At 71.8% G+C, this 22273-nt stretch carries 20 protein-coding genes and 3 pseudogenes; 14 read left to right on the top strand and 9 right to left on the bottom strand.

All coding sequences use genetic code 11. From position 1 onward, the window contains the following. Nucleotides 1-99: 99 nt before the first annotated feature. On the top strand, nucleotides 100-453 hold the full coding sequence (locus ACFWWR_RS38655; protein WP_383872806.1) for a hypothetical protein: 354 nt from the start codon (nucleotides 100-102) through the stop codon (nucleotides 451-453). A 28-nt stretch (nucleotides 454-481) separates the two neighbouring features. Here ACFWWR_RS38655 and ACFWWR_RS38650 read toward each other — a convergent pair whose 3' ends face one another. Next, nucleotides 482-1471, bottom strand: coding sequence for a helix-turn-helix domain-containing protein (locus ACFWWR_RS38650; RefSeq protein ID WP_383872803.1), 990 nt, complete (start codon nucleotides 1469-1471; stop codon nucleotides 482-484). A gap of 88 nt (nucleotides 1472-1559) precedes the next feature. Next, complete coding sequence (locus tag ACFWWR_RS38645; protein WP_384308334.1) at nucleotides 1560-2543, bottom strand: alpha/beta hydrolase; 984 nt, start codon at nucleotides 2541-2543, stop codon at nucleotides 1560-1562. A 246-nt stretch (nucleotides 2544-2789) separates the two neighbouring features. Between ACFWWR_RS38645 and ACFWWR_RS38640 the strand changes: the two genes are divergently transcribed. After that, nucleotides 2790-3761, top strand: coding sequence for a TerC/Alx family metal homeostasis membrane protein (locus ACFWWR_RS38640; protein WP_384308332.1), 972 nt, complete (start codon nucleotides 2790-2792; stop codon nucleotides 3759-3761). A 95-nt stretch (nucleotides 3762-3856) separates the two neighbouring features. Further along, on the top strand, nucleotides 3857-4738 hold the full coding sequence (locus tag ACFWWR_RS38635) for an LLM class F420-dependent oxidoreductase (RefSeq protein ID WP_384308330.1): 882 nt from the start codon (nucleotides 3857-3859) through the stop codon (nucleotides 4736-4738). Here the strand turns inward: ACFWWR_RS38635 and ACFWWR_RS38630 are convergent. After that, nucleotides 4714-4932 (bottom strand): hypothetical protein, encoded by a 219-nt coding sequence (locus tag ACFWWR_RS38630; RefSeq protein ID WP_384308327.1) that lies wholly within the window; start codon nucleotides 4930-4932, stop codon nucleotides 4714-4716. The genes ACFWWR_RS38635 and ACFWWR_RS38630 overlap by 25 nt on opposite strands. Before the next feature lie 113 nt (nucleotides 4933-5045). On the opposite strand from ACFWWR_RS38630, the gene ACFWWR_RS38625 reads away from it, so the two are divergent. Beyond that, nucleotides 5046-5951, top strand: a complete 906-nt coding sequence (locus ACFWWR_RS38625; protein ID WP_384308324.1) for a LysR family transcriptional regulator — start codon at nucleotides 5046-5048, stop codon at nucleotides 5949-5951. Nucleotides 5952-6070: 119 nt separating this feature from the next. Here the strand turns inward: ACFWWR_RS38625 and ACFWWR_RS38620 are convergent, their stop codons facing one another. Beyond that, nucleotides 6071-6634 carry an NAD(P)H-dependent oxidoreductase gene (locus tag ACFWWR_RS38620; protein ID WP_384308321.1) on the bottom strand — a complete coding sequence of 188 codons (564 nt, stop codon included), beginning with the start codon at nucleotides 6632-6634 and terminating at the stop codon, nucleotides 6071-6073. Between the two features lie 118 nt (nucleotides 6635-6752). On the opposite strand from ACFWWR_RS38620, the gene ACFWWR_RS38615 reads away from it, so the two are divergent. The 4 genes from ACFWWR_RS38615 to ACFWWR_RS38600 all read left to right on the top strand — a co-directional run bounded on the left by ACFWWR_RS38615 (nucleotide 6753) and on the right by ACFWWR_RS38600 (nucleotide 11191). Next, entirely contained in the window at nucleotides 6753-7421 is a 669-nt protein-coding gene (locus ACFWWR_RS38615; RefSeq protein ID WP_383872786.1) for a TetR/AcrR family transcriptional regulator, read from the top strand. 71 nt (nucleotides 7422-7492) lie between these two features. Further along, nucleotides 7493-8527, top strand: coding sequence for a LacI family DNA-binding transcriptional regulator (locus tag ACFWWR_RS38610; protein WP_383872784.1), 1035 nt, complete (start codon nucleotides 7493-7495; stop codon nucleotides 8525-8527). Nucleotides 8528-8545: 18 nt separating this feature from the next. Then, nucleotides 8546-9724 (top strand): 4-hydroxybenzoate 3-monooxygenase, encoded by a 1179-nt coding sequence (locus tag ACFWWR_RS38605; RefSeq protein ID WP_383872782.1) that lies wholly within the window; start codon nucleotides 8546-8548, stop codon nucleotides 9722-9724. 30 nt (nucleotides 9725-9754) lie between these two features. Continuing rightward, the gene (locus tag ACFWWR_RS38600) at nucleotides 9755-11191 is read left to right on the top strand and encodes a benzaldehyde dehydrogenase (RefSeq protein WP_384308318.1); all 1437 of its coding nucleotides are present in this window, start codon (nucleotides 9755-9757) and stop codon (nucleotides 11189-11191) included. A gap of 18 nt (nucleotides 11192-11209) precedes the next feature. Here ACFWWR_RS38600 and trxA read toward each other — a convergent pair whose 3' ends face one another. Next, nucleotides 11210-11596 carry a thioredoxin gene (gene trxA, locus ACFWWR_RS38595; protein WP_383872777.1) on the bottom strand — a complete coding sequence of 129 codons (387 nt, stop codon included), beginning with the start codon at nucleotides 11594-11596 and terminating at the stop codon, nucleotides 11210-11212. A gap of 119 nt (nucleotides 11597-11715) precedes the next feature. Here trxA and ACFWWR_RS38590 point away from each other — a divergent pair, with 119 nt between their 5' ends. After that, nucleotides 11716-13149 carry a dihydrolipoyl dehydrogenase family protein gene (locus ACFWWR_RS38590; RefSeq protein WP_384308315.1) on the top strand — a complete coding sequence of 478 codons (1434 nt, stop codon included), beginning with the start codon at nucleotides 11716-11718 and terminating at the stop codon, nucleotides 13147-13149. Between the two features lie 9 nt (nucleotides 13150-13158). Here ACFWWR_RS38590 and ACFWWR_RS38585 read toward each other — a convergent pair whose 3' ends face one another. After that, complete coding sequence (locus ACFWWR_RS38585; RefSeq protein ID WP_383872772.1) at nucleotides 13159-13806, bottom strand: peptide deformylase; 648 nt, start codon at nucleotides 13804-13806, stop codon at nucleotides 13159-13161. A 147-nt stretch (nucleotides 13807-13953) separates the two neighbouring features. Here ACFWWR_RS38585 and ACFWWR_RS38580 point away from each other — a divergent pair, with 147 nt between their 5' ends. Further along, entirely contained in the window at nucleotides 13954-15369 is a 1416-nt protein-coding gene (locus ACFWWR_RS38580) for a PepSY-associated TM helix domain-containing protein (protein ID WP_384308312.1), read from the top strand. An 81-nt stretch (nucleotides 15370-15450) separates the two neighbouring features. Here the strand turns inward: ACFWWR_RS38580 and ACFWWR_RS38575 are convergent, their stop codons facing one another. After that, complete coding sequence (locus ACFWWR_RS38575) at nucleotides 15451-15798, bottom strand: tetratricopeptide repeat protein (RefSeq protein ID WP_384308308.1); 348 nt, start codon at nucleotides 15796-15798, stop codon at nucleotides 15451-15453. Nucleotides 15799-15848: 50 nt separating this feature from the next. Then, complete coding sequence (locus ACFWWR_RS38570) at nucleotides 15849-16316, bottom strand: MarR family winged helix-turn-helix transcriptional regulator (RefSeq protein ID WP_384308306.1); 468 nt, start codon at nucleotides 16314-16316, stop codon at nucleotides 15849-15851. A 135-nt stretch (nucleotides 16317-16451) separates the two neighbouring features. Here ACFWWR_RS38570 and ACFWWR_RS38565 point away from each other — a divergent pair, with 135 nt between their 5' ends. From ACFWWR_RS38565 to ACFWWR_RS38550, 4 genes and pseudogenes are all read left to right on the top strand, one after another. Beyond that, nucleotides 16452-17417 (top strand): pirin family protein, encoded by a 966-nt coding sequence (locus tag ACFWWR_RS38565; protein WP_384308304.1) that lies wholly within the window; start codon nucleotides 16452-16454, stop codon nucleotides 17415-17417. A 668-nt stretch (nucleotides 17418-18085) separates the two neighbouring features. After that, nucleotides 18086-19216, top strand: a pseudogene (gene istA, locus ACFWWR_RS38560) (IS21 family transposase); the annotation flags it as partial. Then, nucleotides 19188-19904 (top strand): annotated as a pseudogene (locus ACFWWR_RS38555) (ATP-binding protein); the annotation flags it as partial. The pseudogenes istA and ACFWWR_RS38555, both read left to right, overlap by 29 nt. A 118-nt stretch (nucleotides 19905-20022) precedes the next feature. After that, a pseudogene (locus tag ACFWWR_RS38550) lies at nucleotides 20023-20295 on the top strand (transposase); the annotation flags it as partial. A 267-nt stretch (nucleotides 20296-20562) separates the two neighbouring features. On the opposite strand, the gene ACFWWR_RS38545 reads toward ACFWWR_RS38550, so the two are convergent. Then, nucleotides 20563-22245 (bottom strand): glycoside hydrolase family 13 protein, encoded by a 1683-nt coding sequence (locus ACFWWR_RS38545; protein ID WP_383872755.1) that lies wholly within the window; start codon nucleotides 22243-22245, stop codon nucleotides 20563-20565. Nucleotides 22246-22273 lie beyond the last annotated feature (28 nt).

Genomic DNA, 22273 nt, shown 5'->3' with positions numbered 1-22273 from the left:
GCGCACGCAAGCATTGCTCTTTTTATCCGTGGCCGTCCGGCACGCGCCCCGATAGGGTCCAGACCCCAACTGCCGCACCAGGCACGGAGAGCGATACCCATGACCGGCCGCCGAGCCACCACCACCCTCTGGCGCCCCACCGGACCCCAGGAGCTGGCCCTGGTCCGCGAGCTGGACCGGCGCGCCTGGCCGCCGCGGCTGCCCGAGCAGCCGATCTTCTACCCGGTCCTGGGCGAGGACTACGCGATCCGGATCGCCCGGGACTGGAACGTCAAGCACGACGGCGCCGGCTACGTCACCCGCTTCGAGGTCGACACGGAGTTCCTCAGCCGTTACCCCGTCCAGCAGGCGGGCGGGCGGACGATCCTCGAACTGTGGGTGCCCGCCGAGGAGTTGGACGAGTTCAACGACCACATCGTCGGCAGGATCCAGGTCGTCCACGAGTTCCGGTGAGGTGACCGCCGGACGGCGCCCGTGACCGCTAGGACCGCGCCAGGTGCCTCATCGTCAGGGCCAGCTGCAGTCTGAGCCGGCCCTGCGGTGTGCGCAGGGGCCAGCCGAGCAGGTGCTCGGCGTGGGTCAGGCGGTCCTGGAGCGTGGAGTGGTGCACGTTGATCTCGGCGGCCGCCGCGCGCAGGCTCGCCGTCGCGGCCACGGCGTGCAGGGTGGCCGACAGCCAGGGCGTGGTCGCGGCCGCCGCTTCCAGCGCCCGGACGTCGGGCGGGGGTTCGGCGCCCGGGGCGACCAGGTCGGCCAGCAGGGCGATGCCGCCGAGCTCGTCGGCGTACACCACGCGCGGTCCGGGGTCCTGCGCGGTGCCCTGCGCGGTGAACCGCAGGGCGGTACGGGCGGCGGCCCAGGAACGCGGCAGGTCCGGCACCGGGACGGCGGGGCCGACGCCGAGCCGGCCGGTGGGGAGTCCGGCCCCCGGGTGCGCGGCGACGATGCGGGGGCGGCCGTCGCGCGGGGCCAGGGCGCGTGCCGGTGCCGCGGGGTCCAGGCCCAGCCCGCGGGCCGCGTGCAGCCGGGCCGGTTCCGGGGCCGAGGCGTCCAGGACCGTCTCGATCAGCGCGGGATCGTCGGTGCGAGCCCGGCCCCGGGTGCGGTCGAGGACGAGCCGTACGGCTCCTGCGGCCCGCTCCAGGATCACCGCGTCGACCACGCTCGGCGCCGCCTCCGCCCGCTCCAGCCACAGGGCCGCGGCCCCGCCCGGCGCCAGCGCGGCCGACGGCCAGGCGGCATCCGGCGCACGGTCCGTGTCCCGGCGGGTGCCGTCGGCCTCGACGCGGACGCGCACCCGCCGGTCGGTGTCGACGAGCCGCGCGGGCACCCCGGCCAGCACCGCGGCCCCACGGACCAGCGCCTCCAGACCGGCCCGGGACTCGGCCAGTCGGTCGAAGTAGGCGATGACCTGGACGGCGGCGCCGGCGTCCGGGTCCAGCGCGGTCAGGCGCCCGGCCAGCTCTTTCATGCGTCCATGGTGCGCCATGCGGTCACGTTCCGGGGAGCCTGCGGGGTGCGGTCCCTTTCGGCTTACGACCCCGAGGCCGGCCGGCGCCTCAGTGGTCGCCGCCCAGGAGCCTGCCCAGCCACGCCGACTGCGCCGCCCGGGCCGTCTGCGAGAGCGCCGCCTGCGGGGCGAAGCCGTCGAAGCCGTGGAAGCCGCCGGGCCACACGTGCAGCTCGGCCACCCCTCCCGCCTGCCAGAGCCGGGAGGCGTAGGCGACGACCTCGTCCCGGAAGGTCTCCGCGGAACCCACGTCGAGGAAGGCCGGCGGCAGCCCGGACAGGTCCTCGGCGCGGGCCGGCGCCGCGTACGCGGACACGTCCGGACCGCCGCGCGCCTCGCCGAGCAGCGCTCCCCAGCCGGTCTCGTTCGCCGTACGGTCCCACACGCCGAGGCCCGCCATCTGGTGGCTGGAGACGCTGTCGTTGCGGTCGTCCAGCATCGGGCACATCAGCAGCTGGCCGATCAGCCGCGGCCCCTTGCGGTCCCGCGTGAGCAGCGCCAGCGCCGCTGACAGACCGCCGCCCGCGCTGGCGCCCGCCACGACGATGCGGTCCGGGTCGCCGCCGATCTCCACCGCGTGCTCCGCCGTCCAGACGAGACCGGCGTAGACGTCCTCGACCGGCGCCGGGTGCGGATGCTCGGGCGCCAGCCGGTACTCCACCGACACCACGACCGCGCCCAGTTCCTTCGCCCAGGCCAGCGGCCCGTCCACCCCGAACCGGTTGGTGCCGAGGATCATGCCGCCACCGTGCACGTGGTACACGACGGGCTGCGGCACACCCACAAGCTCAGGAGCGGTGGGCCGGCAGATCAGCAGCGAGATCTCGGGAGCACCCTCGGGCCCTGGCACCGTACGGTCCTCGACCTTGAAATGGCCGTCCATGGTCAGGTCCGGCTCGGCCAGCAGCTGGACGCCCGGGCCCTGGCGTACGGCGTCGATCTCGTCCGGGGTGAAACCGGGTGACACGAGGTCCTTGATCATTTCCAGGGCGGCGGCGAGTTCCGGGTCGAACGGGGGCGGGACGTGACTCATGGGATCTCCTGACGCGGGGCGCGGCGGCTCGTTGCGCCATGATTCGCGCCCCGGCCGGGCTCCGGGGCGCCGCCGTCCGGCGGAAGCTGCCCGCCGTACGGCGGGTGGGCGCCCGCGCATTTCGGTCATGCCCCAGTGTGACCTGCCGTTCTTTACCAGGACATGGCCAGTTCTTCATCTCCTGTCGGTGGAAGAGACCGGATGCGCTGACAACGCTGTCGATTCCCCCACGCACCAGGAGTACCAGTGAACGTCTCTCCCACCGTCTGGCTGCTGACCGTCGCGGCCCTGTGCGCGCTGGTCGCCGCGGACTTCTTCATCGGCAGAAAGCCCCATGACGTGTCGGTCCGGGAGGCGGGGACCTGGACGGTCGTCTGGGTCGCCCTGGCCTGCCTGTTCGGCGTCGGGCTGTTCCTCTTCGGCGGCGGCAAACCCACCGGTGAGTTCTTCGCCGGGTACGTCACGGAGAAGTCGCTGAGCGTCGACAACCTCTTCGTCTTCGTCCTGATCATGGGGAAGTTCGCGGTGCCGTCCCAGTACCAGCAACGCGTGCTGATGGTCGGCGTGATCATGGCCCTGGTGCTGCGCGCGGGCTTCATCGCGGCCGGCGCGGCCATCATCTCCGCGTTCTCGTGGGTCTTCTACCTCTTCGGGGCGTTCCTGATCTGGACCGCCTGGAAGCTGATCCAGGACGCCCGCAAGGAGGGGCACGATGAGGAGTACCAGGAGAACAAGCTGCTGAAAGCGGTGGAGAAGCGTTTCGGCGTGGCCGACCGCTACCACGACACCAAGCTGTTCGTCACGGAGAACGGCAAGCGGGTCATGACGCCGATGCTGGTCGTGATGCTCGCGATCGGCTCCACCGACGTCCTGTTCGCCCTGGACTCGATTCCCGCGATCTACGGTCTGACCCAGGACCCGTACATCGTGTTCACTGCCAACGCGTTCGCGCTGATGGGCCTGAGGCAGCTGTACTTCCTGATCGGCGGCCTGCTCAGGAAGCTGGTCCACCTCAGCTACGGCCTGTCGATCATCCTCGGCTTCATCGGCGTCAAGCTGGTCCTGCACGCGCTGCACGAGTCCGGCGTCCATGTCCCGGAGATAGGCATCCCCTTCTCGCTGGGCTTCATCGTGCTCGTCCTGACGGTCACCACGCTGACCAGCCTGCGGGCCTCGAAGAAGCAGGAGGCGGCCGTCGAGCCCGAACAGGTGGCGTGAGGGCGTCGCGCCACGCTTGACTTCGAGAGCGCTTCAAGACCTAGCGTCACCGGTGTCGGCGAAGGACCGGACGGTCCCGGTGAGCGGAGGCGGACATGCGGGTGGGCGTACACATCAACCGGTTCGACCACAGCGGGGGCGGCCGCGCACTCGGCCGCGAACTGGCCGCGACGGGCGCCGCGGCCGAGGCGGCGGGCGTGAGCCGGCTGTCCGTCATGGACCACTACTTCCAGATGGAGTTCAACGGCGGCGCCGAGGACCCGATGCTGGAGGCGTACACGACGCTGGGCTACCTCGCGGCCCACACCTCCACGGTCCGGCTCGGCGCCCTGGTCACCGGCGTGACCTACCGCCACCCCGGACTGCTGGCCAAGATCGTCACCTCCCTCGACGTGCTGTCCGGTGGCCGGGCCACCCTCGGCATCGGGGCGGCCTGGTACGACCGCGAGCATGAGGGGCTCGGCGTGCCGTTCCCGCCGCTCGCCGAGCGCTTCGAGCGGCTGGAGGAGACCCTGCGGATCTGCCTGCAGATGTGGGACCCGCAGGCGAACGGCCCCTTCAGGGGCGAGCACCACCGGCTCGCCGAGACCCTGTGCGTCCCGGCGCCGGTGAGCAGCCCGCACCCCGAGATCATGATCGGCGGCGGTGGCGAGCGGAAGACGCTCCGCCTGGTGGCCCGGTACGGCGACGCCTGCAACCTGTTCGCCACCTCCCCGAAGGAGGTCCGGCACAAGCTCGACGTCCTGCGCGCTCACTGCGAGGCCGGGGACCGCGACCCCGACGAGATCCGCAGGACCGTCGCCTACACGGGGGAACCGGCCACCGAGGGCGACCTGGACGCCTTCACCCGGGACATCGCCGGCTACACCGGGCTCGGCATCGACACGGTGATCCTGGCGCCACGCATCAGTGAGCCGGCCGAGTGGATCGAGCGCTTCGTGGCCCCGGCCGTTCAGCGGCTGGCGGAGCTCGACTGAGCCGCGGCCGGGCGGCTGCGGGAGACGATCCGCGTGCCCCGGCCGTCGACGATCCGGACCTGCAGCGAACCACAGGCGCAGCGGGTCCACACCGTGGTCCCCGCCGCCGTGCCGTGCCGGGACACCACCTGGAAGGGCTCGGCGCCGTCGGGCCAACCGCAGTGCGGGCAGACGGCGCCGGTCGTGCTGGTCATGGGAACTCCTTCGTGCGGGATCTGATGGGCCGTCGCGACACAGCCAGGGTGCGCCGGAGTCTTCGTACACGTCCAGGTTGACTTTCCGGAGCCGACCTTGAAGCGTGGGCTTCATGATTGACCTGCGCCGGCTTCATGTCCTGCGGGCGGTCGCGCACTACGGCACGGTCACCGCCGCCGCGGCCGCCCTGCACTTCACGACCTCCGCCGCCTCCCAGCAGATCCGCCAGCTCGCCCGCGATCTGGACGTCGACCTCCTCGAACCGCAGGGGCGCGGGGTACGGCTCACCCCGGCCGCCGAGAGCCTGCTCGCGCACGCCGACGCCATCCAGGCCCGCTGGGAACAGGCCGAACTCGACCTCCGGGCCGACCACGGCGAGCCCGCCGGGCCGCTGCGTGCGAGTGGTTTCCCGGTGGCCGTCTCGGTGCTGCTGGCCCCGATGGCGGTCCGGCTGCGCGAGCGGCACCCGCGGCTGGCCGTCCGCATCCAGGAGGCGGGCGTGCCGGAGAGCTTCGACCTGCTCTTCGAGGGGGAGAGCGATCTGGCGGTCGTCGAGGCGACCCCGCACAACCCGCCGCTCGGCGACGCGCGCTTCGATCAGCAGCCCCTCCTGGACGACCCCTTCGACCTGGTCGTCCCCGCCGACCATCCGCTGGCAGGGCTCGGACGCGTCGACCTCGCGGAGGCGGGGCACGAGGACTGGATCGCCCCGGTCCCGGAGAGCCCCTGTCGCCCGCATGTGCTGTCCGCGTGCGGTGAGGCCGGGTTCACGCCGGACATCGTCCACCACGCGCTGGACTGGAACGTCACCGCCCATCTGGTCGCCCACCGGCTAGGCGTCGCGCTGATCCCCCGGCTGGCCCACCTCACCCCGCACCTGCCGATCGCCCGGGTGCCCTGCACGGGCAACCCGCACCGCAAGCTGCTCACCTGCACCCGCCGGGGCGGCCGGACCCGCCCCGCCGTGGTGGCCGCGCTGGCGGAGCTGCGGGAGCTGGCGTCCACGGCGGTGGCCTGACCTTCGAGGGAGCGCGCGCCCGGGGACGCGCCGAGGGGGCCGGAGCGCTGTGCGTGCTCCGGCCCCCTCGGGACCTGCGGTGATACGGCGGTTCCAGCCCCTTGCGGGGTCCGGACGCGTCAGGCGGCGACCGCTTCGCCGGCGTGGCCGTGCAGGCGGGCGACGACCTCGGTGAGCTGCGCGGCGACCTCGGCGTCGTCGGCCGGGTGGGTCTCGGCGAAGCGGGTCAGGGAGCCGGGGATGGAGAGCTTGAGGTCCTCGATCACCTTGCCGCCGGCGATGCCCACGGCCTTGCGGGCCTCGTCCTGCGCCCAGACGCCGCCGTACTGGCCGAAGGCGGTGCCGACCACGGCGACGGGCTTGCCGCCGAAGGCGCCGGCGCCGTACGGGCGGGACAGCCAGTCGATCGCGTTCTTCAGGACGGCCGGGATGGTGCCGTTGTACTCGGGGGAGAAGAGCAGGAAGGCGTCGGAGGCGGCAGCGGCCTCGCGCAGCGTGGCGGCGGCGGCCGGGACGCTGCCCTCGACATCGAGGTCCTCGTTGTAGAAGGGGATGTCGGCCAGGCCCTCGAACAGCACCACGTCGGCGCCCTCGGGAGCATGCTTGACGGCCGCCTCGGCGAGCTGACGGTTGGTCGAACCGGCGCGGAGGCTGCCGACGAGCGCGAGGATACGAACAGACATGCGAAACTCCCGGGTGCTGAAACAGTGCCGTTACGATCCGGACCGAGGTCCGTTTAACTTTCTAGCATCCTAACCGGACCGCGGTCCAGTTTCGTTCCGGATGCTTTACGCTGTTTTCATGTCCGCCGTCCTGCCTCCGTTCCCGCAGCCTCAGGAGCCCGTCGCCCAGCCCGAGTTGCTGCAGGTCGGTGCCCTGGAGGAGGAGCCCGGTCTGCGCGCCGACGCCGCGCGCAACCGGGCCCGGCTGCTGGAGGCCGCCGCCCGGCTGGTGGCGGAGCACGGCGCGGCCGGCGTGACGATGGAGGCCGTGGCCGTCGCCGCCAACGTCGGCAAGGGGACGGTGTTCCGGCGCTTCGGCGACCGCACCGGCCTGCTGACCGCCCTGCTCGACCACTCCGAGAAGAAGTTCCAGGCAGCCTTCCTCAGCGGCCCCCCGCCGCTGGGCCCCGGGGCACCCCCCGCCGAGCGACTGCGGGCCTTCGGCTGCGCCCTGCTGCGCCGCTCGGTCGACGAACTAGACCTGCAACTGGCGGCCGAACCGAGCGCGGAACGCCGGTTCTCCGCCCCGCCCCGCCGCGTCCTGCGCAGCCATGTCGCCCTGCTGCTGCGCCAGGCGGTCCCGGACGCGGACGTCGAGCTCCTCGCCCACACGCTGATGGGATATGTGAGCCCCGTCCTGATCCATCACCTGACCCGGCAGTGCGGGATGCCGTTGGAGCGCCTGGAGGCCGGCTGGTGCGACCTGGTCGACCGGATGACGGCAACCGCGGGCGAACAGTCGCGCTGAGCGTCTTTTTCGCCGCGAAGTTCCCCCACCCGAAAGTTCCACGCACAGGTTCTGCAAAGATGCGGTACGTCATGGTGCAGATACCGAAAACGCCCGCGTCCGCGTCGCCCGTACCGCGCTCCGTGCCCACGAGCGCCGATGTGGCCCGCCTGGCCGGCGTGTCGCGCGCGACCGTCTCCTACGTCCTCAACAACACCAGCGCCGTCCGGATCAGCGAGCCCACCCGCCGCCGCGTCCACGAGGCGGCGAAAGAGCTCGGGTACGTGCCGCACGCGGCGGCCCGCAGCCTGCGCGCCGGGCACAGCCGGATGGTCCTGATGCCCGCGCCGACCTTCCCGGTCGGCCCGCTCTACAGCCAGTTCATCAGCGAGCTCCAGTGGGCCCTGGGCCGCCTCGACTACACGGTCGTGCAGTTCGGCGCGGTCGGCGCGCACGGCGACGAGGCCGCCCGCGCCTGGGCCGAGCTGCGGCCGGTAGCCGTGCTGGTGCCCGGCTCCGGCCTCGGCCCCAAGGGCGTCACCGTGCTCAAGCGCTCCGGGGCCCGGGCCGTGGTCACCCTCGGCCCCGAGGCCGTCGAGGGCGCCCACGCCCTGCTCATGGACCACCAGGCGGTCGGTCACTCGGCCGGAAGCCACCTGTACGCCCGCGGCCGGCGCCGCATCGGCGTCGTCGTCCCCGAAGAACCCGGCCTGGACGCCTTCTCCACGCCCCGCCTCGAAGGCGTACGACGGGCCCTGCACGGCACCGACGCCACCGTCACCGCCCTGTCCCTGGCCTATGAGGAGACCGCCGCCGCGCGGCTCGCCGCCCGCTGGCGGACGCTCGACCTCGACGCCGTGTTCGCCTACAACGACGAGTACGCGATGCTGCTGATGCGTGCCCTGCAGGACGAGGGCGTCGGCATTCCCGAGGAGGCGGCGGTGATCGGGGCCGACGACCTGATGCTGGGACGGCTGTTGCGGCCCAGACTGAGTACTGTCCACATCGAGCTGCCGTCCGGCCGCGACCTGGCCGAACTGGTCGACCGCGCGGCGCGCAACCCCGGCGCCGCGCCCGAGACGCACACGGTGCTGGGAGCCTCGGTGGTCCACCGCGACTCCAGCTGAGACCCAGGGAGGCGGGCCATGCGCACCACGGTCGGCATCATCGGCGGTGGCCCGGCAGGACTGCTCCTGGCCCGTCTGCTGCACCGGGCGGGCATCGACTGCGTGGTCCTGGAGAGCAGGACGCGGGAATACGTCGAACAGCGCCAGCGCGCCGGAATGCTGGAGCAGGGCACGGTCGACGCCCTGCGCGAGGCGGGCGCCGCCGACCGTCTCGACACCCAGGGGCTGGTGCACCACGGCATCGAACTGCGGTTCGCGGGCGAACGCCACCGCATCGACTTCCCGGCCCTCACCGGCGGCCGTACCGTCACGATCTACGCCCAGACCGAGATCGTGAAGGACCTCGTCGCCCTCCAACTGGCCGACGGGCCACCGCTGTTGTTCGGAGCCGAGGCACTGGCGATCGAGAAGCCGGACAGTGAGCGGCCCGTCGTACACTTCCGGCACGAGGGCCGCGAACGGACGCTCGCCTGCGACTGGGTCGTCGGCTGCGACGGCTCCCACGGCATCGCCCGCTACGCCTTTCCGACGGCGACGAGCCGGACGTACGCCCACGACTTTCCGTACTCCTGGCTGGGGATCCTCGCCGACGTCCCGCCGTCCTGCGAGGAACTGGTCTACGCCCGCGGCGAGCGCGGCTTCGCCCTGCACAGCATGCGCTCCCCGGCCGTCTCCCGGCTCTATCTCCAGGTCCCGAACGGGACCGATCCGGGCGACTGGCCCGACGAACGCATCTGGGACGAACTCGCCGCCCGCTTCGCGATCGACGCCGACTGGACCCTGGCCCGCGGCCCGGTCACCGCCAAATCGGTGACGCCGATGCGCAGTCACGTCCACGAGCCGATGCGCCACGGACGGCTGCTGCTCGCCGGGGACGCCGCCCACATCGTCCCGCCGACCGGCGCCAAGGGCCTCAACCTCGCGGTCTCCGACGTCCGCGTCCTGGCTCGCGCCCTCACCGAGCTGCACCGTACGGGAGCGGAGCAACTCCTGGACGGCTATTCGGAGTTGTGCCTCGCAAGGGTGTGGCAGGCGACCCGGTTCTCGTACGACATGACTAGGATGTTGCACGCTCAACCAAATGGGGATGTGTTCGACGACCGGATGCAGCTCGCACGGCTGCGCCGCATCACCGCATCCCGCCACGCGGCGGCCGAACTGGCCGCGAACTACTCGGGACTCCCGCTCACCCTGTGAGTCCCTCCGGTGACCGAACGGAGAGCCGTCATGCCGTTGCTCGACCCCAAGACCTGGCAATCGCGCACCCTGTCAGGACCTGAACACGCCGTCACCGAACCCGCCACCGGCGACACGCTCGGCACCGTCACCCTCGCCACCGCCGAGGACGTCGGGACCGCCGCCGAGGCGGCCCGCGCCGCCCAGACCGACTGGGCCAGTGTGCCCCACTTCGTCCGCGCGGGCGTGCTGCGCAAGGCCGGCGACCTGTTCGCCGCGCACGCCGACGAACTGCGCGAGTGGCTGGTCCGGGAGTCCGGGTCCATCCCCGGCAAGGCCGACTTCGAGCTGCACGTCGCCGCCCAGGAGTGCTACGAGGCCGCCGCCCTCGCCTCCCGCCCGGCCGGGCAGGTCCTGCCCAGCGAGGCGGCCCGGCTGTCCTACACTCGGCGCGTTCCGGCCGGGGTCGTGGGCGTGATCTCACCGTTCAACGCCCCGCTGATCCTCTCCATCCGCTCGGTCGCCCCGGCCCTCGCCCTCGGCAACGCCGTCGTCCTGAAGCCCGACCCGCGTACGGCGGTCTGCGGCGGACTGTCACTCGCCGCGGTCTTCGCCGAGGCGGGCCTGCCGGAGGGCCTGTTCCACGTCCTGCCGGGCGGCCCGGACGCCGGCCAGGCGCTGGTGGCCGACCCGCGGGTGCCGGTCATCTCCTTCACCGGGTCCACCGCGGCCGGCCGGGCCGTCGGCGAGGCCGCCGGACGTCACCTCAAGCGTGCGCACCTGGAACTCGGCGGCAACTCGGCCCTGATCGTCCTGGAGGACGCCGACCTCGACGCGGTGATCTCCACGGCCGCCTGGGGCTCCTTCTTCCACCAGGGCCAGATCTGCATGACCACCGGCCGCCACCTGGTGCACGAGTCGCTGTACGGCGAGTACGTCGAGCGGCTGGCCGCGAAGGCCGACTCCCTCGCCGTCGGCGACCCGTTCCGGGGCCAGGTCCACCTCGGCCCGATCATCGACTCCGGCCAGCTAGCCAAGATCCACGGCCTGGTGGAGGCGAGCACGGCCCGGGGCGCCAAGCTGGCCGCGGGCGGCACGCACGAGGAGCTCTTCTACCGGCCGACGGTCCTCGCCGACGTCGACGAGGGCACGCCCGCCTACGCGGAGGAGGTCTTCGGTCCGGTCGCGCCCGTACGATCCTTCGGCACGCCCGAGGAGGCGGCCGCCCTGGCCGCGACCGGCCCGTACGGACTCTCGCTCGGCATCGTCACCCGGGACGCCGCCCGCGGCCTGGACCTCGCCGAGCGGATCCCGACCGGCATCGTGCACATCAACGACCAGACCGTGAACGACGAGGCGGTCGCCCCCTTCGGCGGCGTCGCCGCGTCCGGCACCGGCGCCCGCTTCGGCGGCGAGGCCAACCTGGAGGCCTTCACCGACGTGCGCTGGACGACGGTACGCGCGGACGTGGCGCCGTACCCCTTCTAGGGCCTTCGGCAGGGCGGGTCACTGGCCGTTCTGCTCGGCCTGCTCCTGCTGGTCCTCGACGGCCTTGCGGACCTCGTCCATGTCCAGCTTGCGGGCCTGCCCGATGACGTCCGTCAGGGCGGCCTCGGGCAGGGCGCCCGGCTGGGCGAACACGGCGACCTGGTCCCGCACGATCATCAGGGTCGGGATCGACTGGATGCCGAAGGCCGCGGCCAGCTCCGGCTGCGCCTCGGTGTCCACCTTGCCGAACACCAGGTCCGGGTTCTCCTCGGCGGCCTTCTCGTAGACCGGCGCGAACTGACGGCACGGACCGCACCAGGACGCCCAGAAGTCGATCAGGACGAACTCGTTCTCCGTGACCGTCTCGTCGAAGTTCTCCTTGGTGAGCTCCACGGTGCTGCTCATGGCGTGATCCCTCTTCCTGGTGTGGGGGCGAAGCCGTCGGCACAACACGGCGGCCCTGGTACATATTCCGCGCACGTACCCATGTGGCCTCGGCGCACACCACCCACCAGACTGACCCCATGACGGAAACGGAATCCATCGCGTACGACGTCGTGGTGCTCGGTGCCGGGCCCGTGGGGGAGAACGTCGCCGACCGCACCCGTGCGGCCGGACTCTCCACCGCGGTCGTGGAGAGCGAACTGGTCGGCGGCGAATGCTCGTACTGGGCGTGCATGCCCAGCAAGGCCCTGCTGCGCCCGGTCATCGCCCGCGCCGACGCCCGCCGCACGCCCGGCCTGCGCCAGGCGGTGCAGGGCCCCCTCGACACGGCCGCGGTCCTCGCCCACCGCGACTACTACACCTCCCACTGGAAGGACGACGGCCAGATCCAGTGGCTCGACAGCATCGGCGCCGACGTCCACCGCGGACACGGCCGCCTCAGCGGACCGCGCACGGTCACGGTCACCGGCCCCGACGGCGGGCAGAAGGTACTGACCGCCCGGCACGCCGTGGCCGTCTCCACCGGCACCCGCGCCGTGCTGCCGGACCTGCCCGGCCTCGCCGAGGTCAGGCCCTGGACGAGCCGTGAGGCCACCAGCGCAAAGGCGGCGCCCGGCCGGCTGATCGTCGTCGGCGGGGGAGTGGTCGCCACCGAGATGGCCACCGTCTGGCAGGCCCTCGGCTCGCAGGTCACGCTCCTCGTCCGCGGCAAGGGCCTGCTGAACCGCATGGAGCCGTTCGCCGGGGAGCTGGTCGCCGAAGCCCTCGTCGAGGCCGGCGCCGACGTGCGCACCGGCACCTCCGTCGAGTCCGTCACCCGCGAGAACGGCACGGTCGTGGTCGTCACCGACGGCGGCGACCGCATCGAGGCCGACGAGATCCTCTTCGCCACCGGACGCGCCCCGCGCACCGACGACATCGGCCTGGACACCGTCGGTCTGGAGCCCGGCTCCTGGCTCGAGGTCGACGACAGCCTGCGCGTCACCGGCAGCCAGTGGCTGTACGCCGTCGGCGACGTAAACCACCGCGCCCTGCTCACCCACCAGGGCAAGTACCAGGCCCGGATCGCGGGCGCCGCCATCGCCGCCCGCGCCTCCGGCGTCCCGATCCTGGAGTCCGACCCCTGGGGCGCCCACGCCGCCACCGCCGACCACGCGGCCGTCCCCCAGGTCGTCTTCACCGACCCCGAGGCGGCCGCCGTGGGCCTCTCCCTGGCAGAGGCGGAACAGACCGGCCGCCGCGTCCGCGCGGTCGACTACGACCTCGCCTCCGTCTCCGGAGCGGGCCTGTACGCCGACGGCTACAAGGGCCGCGCCCGCATGGTCGTCGACCTGGAACGCGAGATCCTCCTCGGGGTCACCTTCGTCGGCCCCGGTGTCGGCGAGCTGATCCACTCGGCGACCGTCGCGGTCGCCGGCGAGGTGCCGATCAGCAGGCTGTGGCACGCCGTGCCGTCGTATCCGACGATCAGCGAGGTGTGGCTGCGGCTGCTGGAGGCGTACCGGGACAACTGACCCACCCGGTCACCGGGGCAACTCGAAGCCGAGGGAGGCCGCCGCCTCCCTGGGCGTCGGCTGCGCCCACCGCTCCGCCATCGCCTGGTTCGAGGACAGCGAACGCAGTTCCGCGCGGTCGAGATACAGCGTGCCGTCGAGGTGGTCCGTCTCGTGCTGGACGATCCGGGCGGGCCAGCCGGTGAACACCTCGTCCACCGCGCGGCCCGTCTCGTCCTGGCAGGTCAGCCGCACCTCGGCGGGCCGCGACACCACCGCCTGCCAGCCCGGCACGCTCAGGCAGCCCTCGAAGAACGCGGCACGCGCGGTGCCGACGGGCTCGTACGACGGATTGACCAGTACCCGGAACGGCTGCGGCACTCGCCCGCGCACCAGCCGTACCTCCTCCGGCACGGGAGCGGGGTCCTCGACGACCGCGATCCGCAGCCCCACGCCCACCTGCGGCGCGGCCAGGCCCACGCCCGGCGCCGCGTGCATCGTGACCCGCAGGGCCTCGACGAAACGGGCCAGCAGGGCCGGCTCCAGCTGTCCGTCGAAGCGCGCGGCGCCGCGTCGCAGCACCGGATCGCCCGCGGCGACGATGGGCAACGGGCCGTCCGTGGCCAGGAGTTCCTCGACCAGTTCGGCCAGCGGCGCGCGATCACGGGAAGAAACCATCGCGCCAGGATGCCACGACCTCTCGGCACACCCCTCCTCCAGAGTGACGCACACCACACGCATCCCCGGGAACTCGGCGGCCCCTTCCCCCGACTTCTGGACCGCCACAGCCCGAGAAACGTCCCCTGCCCCGGGAGAAGCCCGCCGATGTCCACCGCTCCCTCGACCACCACGGACGAGGCCCCGAAACCCGTCGCCGCCCCGGCGCCGTCGTCCCCCAGCAGATGGGCCCCGCTGCGCCCACTGATCCTGCGCCTGCACTTCTACGCCGGCGTGTTCGTCGCGCCGTTCCTGTTCGTCGCCGCCGTCACCGGCTTCCTGTACGCCGGCGCGTTCCAGGCCGAGAAGATCGTCTACGCCGACGAGACGACCGTCTCCGCCGTCGGCGACGCCAAGCTGCCGATCTCCGAGCAGGTGGCCGCCGCCCGCGAGGCCCACCCCGGGGGCACCGTCTCCGCGATACGCCCCTCGCCCGAGGACGACGCGACCACCAGGGTGCTGCTGTCCGGCGTCGAGGGCGTCGACCCGAACCACACCCTCGCGGTGTTCGTCGACCCGTACACCGCCAAGGTGCAGGGGGCGTTGGAGCAGTACGGCTCGACCGGGGCGCTGCCGCTGCGCACCTGGATCGACGAGTTCCACCGGGACCTGCACCTGGGCGAGAACGGGCGCCTGTACAGCGAACTCGCCGCGAGCTGGCTGTGGGTGATCGCGGCCGGCGGCCTGGTCCTGTGGCTGTCCCGCCGCCGTGCCCTGCGCAAGGTGCGTGGCACCAGCGGGCGCCGCCGCACGCTCGGCCTGCACGGCACCGTCGGCGTGTGGGCCGCGGCCGGCTTCTTCTTCCTGTCGGCGACCGGCCTGACCTGGTCGACCTACGCCGGTGCGAACATCGACGAACTGCGCACCTCGCTCGGCCAGTCGACCCCGTCGGTCACGTCGACCGCGACCGGCGAGCACTCGGGCCACGGCGCGTCCGCCTCGGCCGGGGACGCGGAGCACGGCGTGGGCCTCGACAAGATCCTGGCCGCGGCCCGCGCGGAGGGGCTCGGCGACCCCGTCGAGCTCGTCCCGCCCGCGGACGCCTCGTCGGCGTACGTCGTGAGGCAGGTGCAGCGCAGCTGGCCCGAGAAGCAGGACTCGGTCGCGATCGACCCCGCCACCGGTGCGGTCACCGACGTCCTGCGGTTCGACGACTACCCGGTGCTGGCCAAGCTGACCCGCTGGGGCATCGACCTGCACACCGGCGTCCTGTTCGGTCTGGTCAACCAGATCGCGCTGATGCTGCTGGCGCTCTCGCTGATCCTGCTGATCGTCCTGGGGTACCGCATGTGGTGGCAGCGCGGCCGCGGCTCCTCCTTCGGCCGGCCCGTCCCGCGCGGTGCCTGGCAGCAGGTGCCGCCGCAGATCCTGCTGCCGTCCGTGGCGGTGATCGCCGTGCTCGGCTACTTCGTTCCGCTGTTCGGCATCCCGCTGGCCGCGTTCGTCGTGGTGGACGTCGTGCTCGGCGAGATCGCCCACCGGCGGGGCCGGCGCACGCGGACGAGCGGTGCCGACGCGGCGTAGCGGGGTTGCGGCCACCGAGGGCGCGGGACATGGTTCGGGCCCGGCTCCCAGGAAGGGAACCGGGCCCGGACGACGGTCGGTTCAGAGCTGCTCGAAGTCGCCCGCGAGTGCCGAGGCGAGGCGCATGTGCGGCTCCGCCTCCTCGTGCCGGCCCTGCCGCTGCAGGGTGCGGCCCAGCATCAGCCGCGCGTAGTGCTCCACCGGGTCCCGCTCGACGATCACGCGCAACTCGGTCTCCGCGCGCCGCAGTTGGGCCGAGTGGTAGTAGGCGCGGGCCAGCAGCAGCCGCGGTCCGGTCTGCTCCGGCACCTCCTCGACCAGCCCGCCCAGGACACGCGCCGCGGCGGCGTATTCCTTCGCGTCGAAGAACATCTGCGCGCGATCCCAGCGCTCGGTCGGCGTTCCGTGGTCGTAGTACGTCATTTCCACTGCTGACCTCCTTTGCCGCCTTCAACCGCGCAAGATGGTCAAACATTCCACTACTTGTGGAGCTGCTCGGCGAGCGCGGCCAGTTCCGCGTCGGCCCGCTCGGTGACCTGCGTGAGCACCCGCCCCGCGGTCGCCAGATCCTCGGCGGAGATGCCGTCGTAGATCCGGGCGGAGATCTTCCCGGTCTCGCCGCTCGCCTCGCCGTACAGGTCCCGTCCGGCATCCGTGGCCAGCAGCTGCGGGCCCTCGGCCGTCACCAGGCGCTTGGTAACCAGCTCCTCGACGACGCGGTGCACGTCCGCCGTGTCGATCTTGATCGCGTCGGCGATCTGTGTGACGACTCCGTCGCGCTCGACGGGGGCGTCGGCGACCGCGACGGGCCGCAGGGTGAGCATCTGCTGGAAGGTCAGCTCGTGGCGGCCCAGGACACTCTCCAGGACCGCGCGCCCGGCGTAGTGGGCAAGGCCGATGACGCGGCCGTCGACGGTGGGTGCGGTGATGGGCGCGGTGGTGGTCATGACTGCTCCTCTGTCCCTGGGGTCATGTGCTCCTCGGTTCGTGAATACAGTACATGGATACTATGTACATGGCTACTAATGAACGGGGGTTCGTTGGCCTGACGTGGGAGCCCCCGCGGAGCTAGGTTGAGCGCCATGAGCAATCTTGATCGCGAGGCGGTTCCCGCCCTGTGCGGCGGCCGCGGCTTCGTGGTGGCCGAGCCCGTCCGGGAACTCCTCAGCCCGCGTCACGTCAAGCTCGGCGAGTCCACCGAAGTCCGCCGCCTGCTGCCCAACCTGGGCCGCCGCATGATCGGCGCCTGGTGCTTCGTCGATCACTACGGCCCCGACGACATCGCCGACGAACCCGGCATGCAGGTGCCGCCGCACCCCCACATGGGCCTGCAGACCGTGAGCTGGCTGCACCAGGGCGAGGTCCTGCACCGCGACTCCACCGGCAGCCTCCAGACGATCCGCCCACGCGAGCTGGGCCTCATGACCTCCGGCCGGGCGATCAGCCACTCCGAGGAGAGCCCCCGGTCCCACGCCCGACTCCTGCACGGCGCCCAGCTGTGGGTCGCCCTCCCGGACGGCCACCGCCACACCGACCCGCACTTCGAACACCACGCCGAACTGCCCGTCGTCACGGCGCCGGGCGTGACGGCCACGCTCATCCTCGGCACCCTCGACGGCGCGACCTCGCCCGGCACCACGTACAGCCCGATCGTCGGCGCGGACCTCGCCCTCGCCCGCGGCACGGACGTGCGCCTGCCGCTGGAGCCGGACTTCGAGTACGCCGTGCTGTCCATGTCCGGCGAGGCGCAGGTGGACGGTGTGCCGTTGCTGCCGGGCTCGATGCTCTACCTCGGCTGCGGCCGCACCGAGCTCCCGCTGCGCGCCGAGTCGGACGCGGACCTGATGCTGCTGGGCGGTGAGCCGTTCGAGGAGGAGCTGATCATGTTCTGGAACTGGATCGGCCGCACCCAGGAGGAGATCGCGCAGGCCCGCGCGGACTGGATGGAAGGGTCGAGATTCGGGGAAGTGAAGGGATACGACGGGGACCCGTTGCCGGCCCCCGAACTCCCGCCGATGCCTCTGAAGCCGCGGGGAAGGGCTCGCTGACCTGCGAAAATGGCTGATTGGTCGGTGACGGGTGGGCGACTCGCCCCCGTGCGTTGTCTTCCGCAGATCCATCGTGTGCGGGAGGGCGGCTGGGCGCGTCGCAAGCCCGATGCGGGGTGCTGCGCCATCTCACGGTGTCCCCGTCTTTGAGTGGCTGTGGCAGGACGCTTGCTAACCTTTTGCTAACTCTACTGACGCGTCATCAGATATCGGTAAGGGCTAGTGTGCTGCCTTAGCGGTGGTAGGGCGGTCGCTGCAGGTTGGGTGGCCGCTGGACGGATTCAGACTTGGCGAGTGACCGAGTCACCCGCCGGTACGGGGACTTGGTGCTCGGCCTGTCGTTTTGTGGAGGTACCGCAAGGCGTGGGTGGCCGTAGCGGGAGCGCCCTGGTGCTGCTTCCTGGAGGGCATGCTGTGGCGGAATGATCCCAGCAGGTTCTTCGTCTGCTGGTCATACGGCGCGCGTGAGCCCGTGAGCTGCGGCGATTATGGAACGGGCGGCACTTGCGGCTCGTCTGGCCCGCGTATGGTCCGGATCTTGGATGTTCCATCGAGTTCGTGTCCGGATGTCGCCGTTCCGTGAACCGTGACCCCCTATCGGTCGATGAAAAGTGACCCCTTCCGTGATCAAGTGATCAGTCTGGCTGCATGGGAGTCAGGTGGAAGAGGTGATCGGTGTGGAGGACTGGGCTGAGATCCGGCGGCTCCACCGTGCGGAGGGCATGTCGATCAAGGGGATCGCGCGGCATCTGGGGATCGCCCGGAACACCGTGCGGCGGGCTGTGGCCAGTGATGATCCGCCGAAGTACCGGCGGGCGCCGAGGGGCTCGATCGTGGACGCGGTGGAGCCGGCGATCCGCGAACTGTTGGCGGCGTACCCGCGGATGCCCGCGACGGTGATCGCCGAGCGGATCGGGTGGGAACGGTCGTTGTCGGTGCTGAAGCGACGGGTGCGGGAACTGCGGCCGGTCTACCTTCCGGCGGACCCGGTCTCCCGGACGGCGTATCAGCCCGGCGAGCTGGCGCAGTGCGATCTGTGGTTCCCGCCGGCGGACATCCCGCTGGGCTTCGGGCAGACCGGGCGCCCGCCGGTGCTGGTGATGGTGGCCGGGTACTCGCGGGTGATCACCGCGCGGATGCTGCCGTCGAGGCAGGCCGCCGATCTCGTGAGCGGGCACTGGGACCTGCTGTCCGGCTGGAAGGCGGTGCCGAAGGCACTGGTCTGGGACAACGAACCCGCCATCGGACGCCGCCGCGAGGGACGGGCCGTCCTGGGGCATGAGTTCGCCGCGCTGGCCGGGCTGCTGGCCTGCAAGGTGATCCTTTGCCGGCCCCGCGACCCGGAGGCCAAGGGGCTGGTCGAGCGGGCCAACGGCTACCTGGAGACGTCGTTCCTGCCCGGCAGGATGTTCGCCTCCCCGGGCGACTTCAACATGCAGCTGAGCTCGTGGCTTGAGGTCGCCAACAGGCGGGTGCACCGCACCCTGGAGGCCCGCCCGGCCGAGCGGTGGGAGGCCGACCGGGCCGCGATGCTGCCGCTGCCGCCGACCGCACCGCCGCGCTGGTGGCAGACCTCGGTGCGGATCGGCCGGGACCACTACATCCGCCTGGACACCTGCGACTACTCCGTCCACCCGGCCGCGATCGGACGGATCGTGCGGATCGAGGCGGACACCGAAACGGTGCGAGCTCATCTGGACGGCCGCCTGGTCGCCGAGCATGCACGCTGCTGGGCCCGCCACCAGACGCTGACCGACCCGGACCACGCCGATGCCGCCACGGCGATGCGCAGCCAGTACCGCCGGCCGGTGCCGGTGCCGCGGCGGTGTAGGTCGCACAGCCGGATCTGCCGGCCTACGACCGCGTCTTCCAGCTGATCGAGGGCGGCGGCGGAGAGGAGTGAAAGTCATGGCCATCCGCACCACCACGTCCCGGGACGTCGCTGCCGAACTGGCCTTCCTCAGCCGTGCGTTGAGGGCACCGGCTCTGCTGGACGCTGCCGACCGGCTTACTGAACGCGCCACCGCCGAGTCCTGGACGCATCAGGAGTACCTGGCAGCCTGCCTGCAGCGCGAGGTCGCTGCCCGCGAGGCGCATGGAGGCGAGGGCCGCATCCGCGCGGCCCGTTTCCCCGCCCGCAAGACCTTGGAGGAGTTCGACTTCGCTCACCTGCGCGGGCTGAAACGGGAGGCGGTGGCCCATCTGGGCACCCTGGACTTCATCACCGGCAAGGAGAACGTGGTCTTCCTCGACCCGCCCGGCACCGGCAAGACCCACCTGGCCATCGCTTTGGGCATCCGTGCCTGCCAGGCTGGGCACCGCGTCGCGTTCGCCACCGCCTCGCAGTGGGTCGACCGCCTGGCCGCAGCCCACACCACCGGCAAGCTCCAGGACGAACTGCTGCGTCTCGCGCGCGTCCCCGTTCTGGTGATCGATGAGGTCGGCTACATCCCGTTCGAACCGGAAGCGGCGAACCTGTTCTTCCATCTGATCTCCGGCCGCTACGAACGCGCGTCGGTGATCGTGACCAGCAACGCGGATCATCGAGCTCTACACCTGCCAGCCCGAGGGCGCGACGGTCGTCTGCGCCGACGAGCTCGGACCGGTGATCCCCCGCACGTTCCCGCCGGCGCCGGGCTGGCCGCCGGACGGGCACCGCATCAAGTCCGAGGTCGACTACGGTCGCGGGCCGGAGAAGACCTCGGTCTACGGCGCTTTGCGTGTGCGGGACGGACACGAGCTCACCATGACCGCCTCTTCCCGTAACAGTGCCTTCTACCAGCAGTTTCTTCAGAAGGTCGAGGCAGCCAACCCTGTCGGTGACATCTATGTCGTCACCGACAATCTGTCCTCGCACAACAGCTTGTCCACCCGGACCTGGCTTCAGGACCACCCTAGAATCCGGCACGTCTTCATCCCCGTCGGTGCCTGCTGGCTCAAACCTCCAGGAAGGCTGGTGGCGCATCTTCCGCAAGGCCGCCCGCGCCGGCCAGTCCTTCGCCGGACCACCCGAGATCGAACAAGCCACCCGCCTCGCAACGTCCCAGCTCAACGCCCGAGCCCGGCCTTGGATATGGGGAAGACCAGCACCACCAACTCGCCTCGTGCGACGCCGATATGTGTACGTCGTTTGAGGAATCCAGCACTAGACCGTCAGCCAGGCGGCCTGGTCCGGTGGCAGGAGGCCGTCGGCGACCGGGCCGCTGGAGAGCACGAGAGAGGTGTGTTCGGGCAGGCGGTATGCCTCGGCCGAGAGGTTGACCACGCAGATGAAGCCCGGGTCGCGACCGAAGGCAAGGACCCCGGCAGGGGCCCGCAGCCAGGTCAGGGTGCCGTCGCCGAGGGCGGGCAGCTCGCGGCGCAGGTGCAGGGCGGCGCGGTACAACTCCAGCATCGATGTCTCGTCACCGGTCTGCGCCTCCGCGCTGAGCGTCCCCCAGTCGGCCGGCTGGGGCAGCCAGGGTTCGGCGGAGGCGTTCGGCGGGCTGAAGCCGAACGGCGCGTTCCGCCCGGACCAGGGCAGGGGCACCCGGCAGCCGTCGCGCCCGCGGTCGGTGTGTCCGGACCGCTCCCAGATCGGGTCCTGGAGTACGGCCTCGGGCAGGTCCTCGACCTCCGGCAGACCGAGTTCCTCACCCTGGTAGATGTAGGCGCCGCCCGGCAGGGCGAGCATCAGCAGGGCGGCCGCACGGGCGCGTCGCGTGCCCAGTTCCAGGTCCAGCGGGCCCTCGGGCCGGTACGGCTCGTTGGCCACCCAGCGTTTGACGGCCTTGCGGCCGTAGCGGCTGGGGTGGCGTATGACGTCGTGGTTGGAGAGCACCCAGGTGGCCGGCGCGCCCACCTGACCGAGCATGGCGAGCGAGTCGTCGATGACCGCGCGCAGGTCCTTCGCGTCCCAACTTGACATCAGGAAGTCGAAGTTGAACGCGGTGTGCAGTCCGTCCCGGCGGACGTAGGCGGCGAGCCGCTCCGGGGTGTCCGCCCACGCCTCGGCGACGAACGACCGGTCGCCGGGAAACTCGTCGGCCACCTTGCGCCACGCCCGGTAGATGTCGTGCACCCCGTCGCGGTCCCAATGCGGGTGATCGACGTGCTGCCGGGCCAGGGGCAGGTCGTCCGCGTCGTCCCTGCGGGAGAGCGGCCCGAGTACCCCCGCCGGTTCCTGGCGGGGCGGCAGGTCCGACAGCTCGGGGTCCTTGACGAGCCCGTGGGCGACGTCGATACGGAAGCCGTCCACGCCCCGGCTGAACCAGAACCGCAGGATCGACTCGAACTCCGTCCGCACCTCGGGGTGTTCCCAGTTCAGGTCGGGCTGCTGCGGGGCGAACAGATGCAGGTACCAGTCCCCGTCGGGCAGCCTCGTCCAGGCCGGGCCGCCGAAGCAGGAGACCCAGTCGTTGGGCGGCTCGGCGCCGTCCGGTCCACGCCCGGGGCGGAAGACGTAGCGATCCCGCTCCGGGCTGCCCCGCCCGGCCGCCAACGCCGCCTGGAACCAGGCGTGCTGGTCGGAGGTGTGGTTGGGCACGATGTCGGGGATGACGCGTATCCCGTGCCGGTGTGCTTCCTCGATGAGCTGCTCCGCTTCCGACAGGGTGCCGAACAGCGGGTCGATCTGACGGAAGTCCGCCACGTCGTAACCGTGGTCCGCCATCGGCGACTTGTACCACGGGTTGATCCAGATGGCGTCGATGCCGAGCGATGCGAGATGAGGCAGACGGGAGCGGAGGCCGGCGATGTCGCCGACGCCGTCGCCGTTCCCGTCGGCGAAGCTGCGGATGTAGACCTGGTAGATGACGGCGCTGCGCCACCACGGTGCGGTGAGGGACATGGGTGGGGTGGCTCCTTCAAGGGGGCGG

Origin of the sequence: Streptomyces sp. NPDC058678 (assembly GCF_042714835.1) — a bacterium.
Taxonomy (GTDB): Bacteria; Actinomycetota; Actinomycetes; order Streptomycetales; family Streptomycetaceae; genus Streptomyces.
This window is presented reverse-complemented; position numbering and strand designations above follow the sequence as displayed.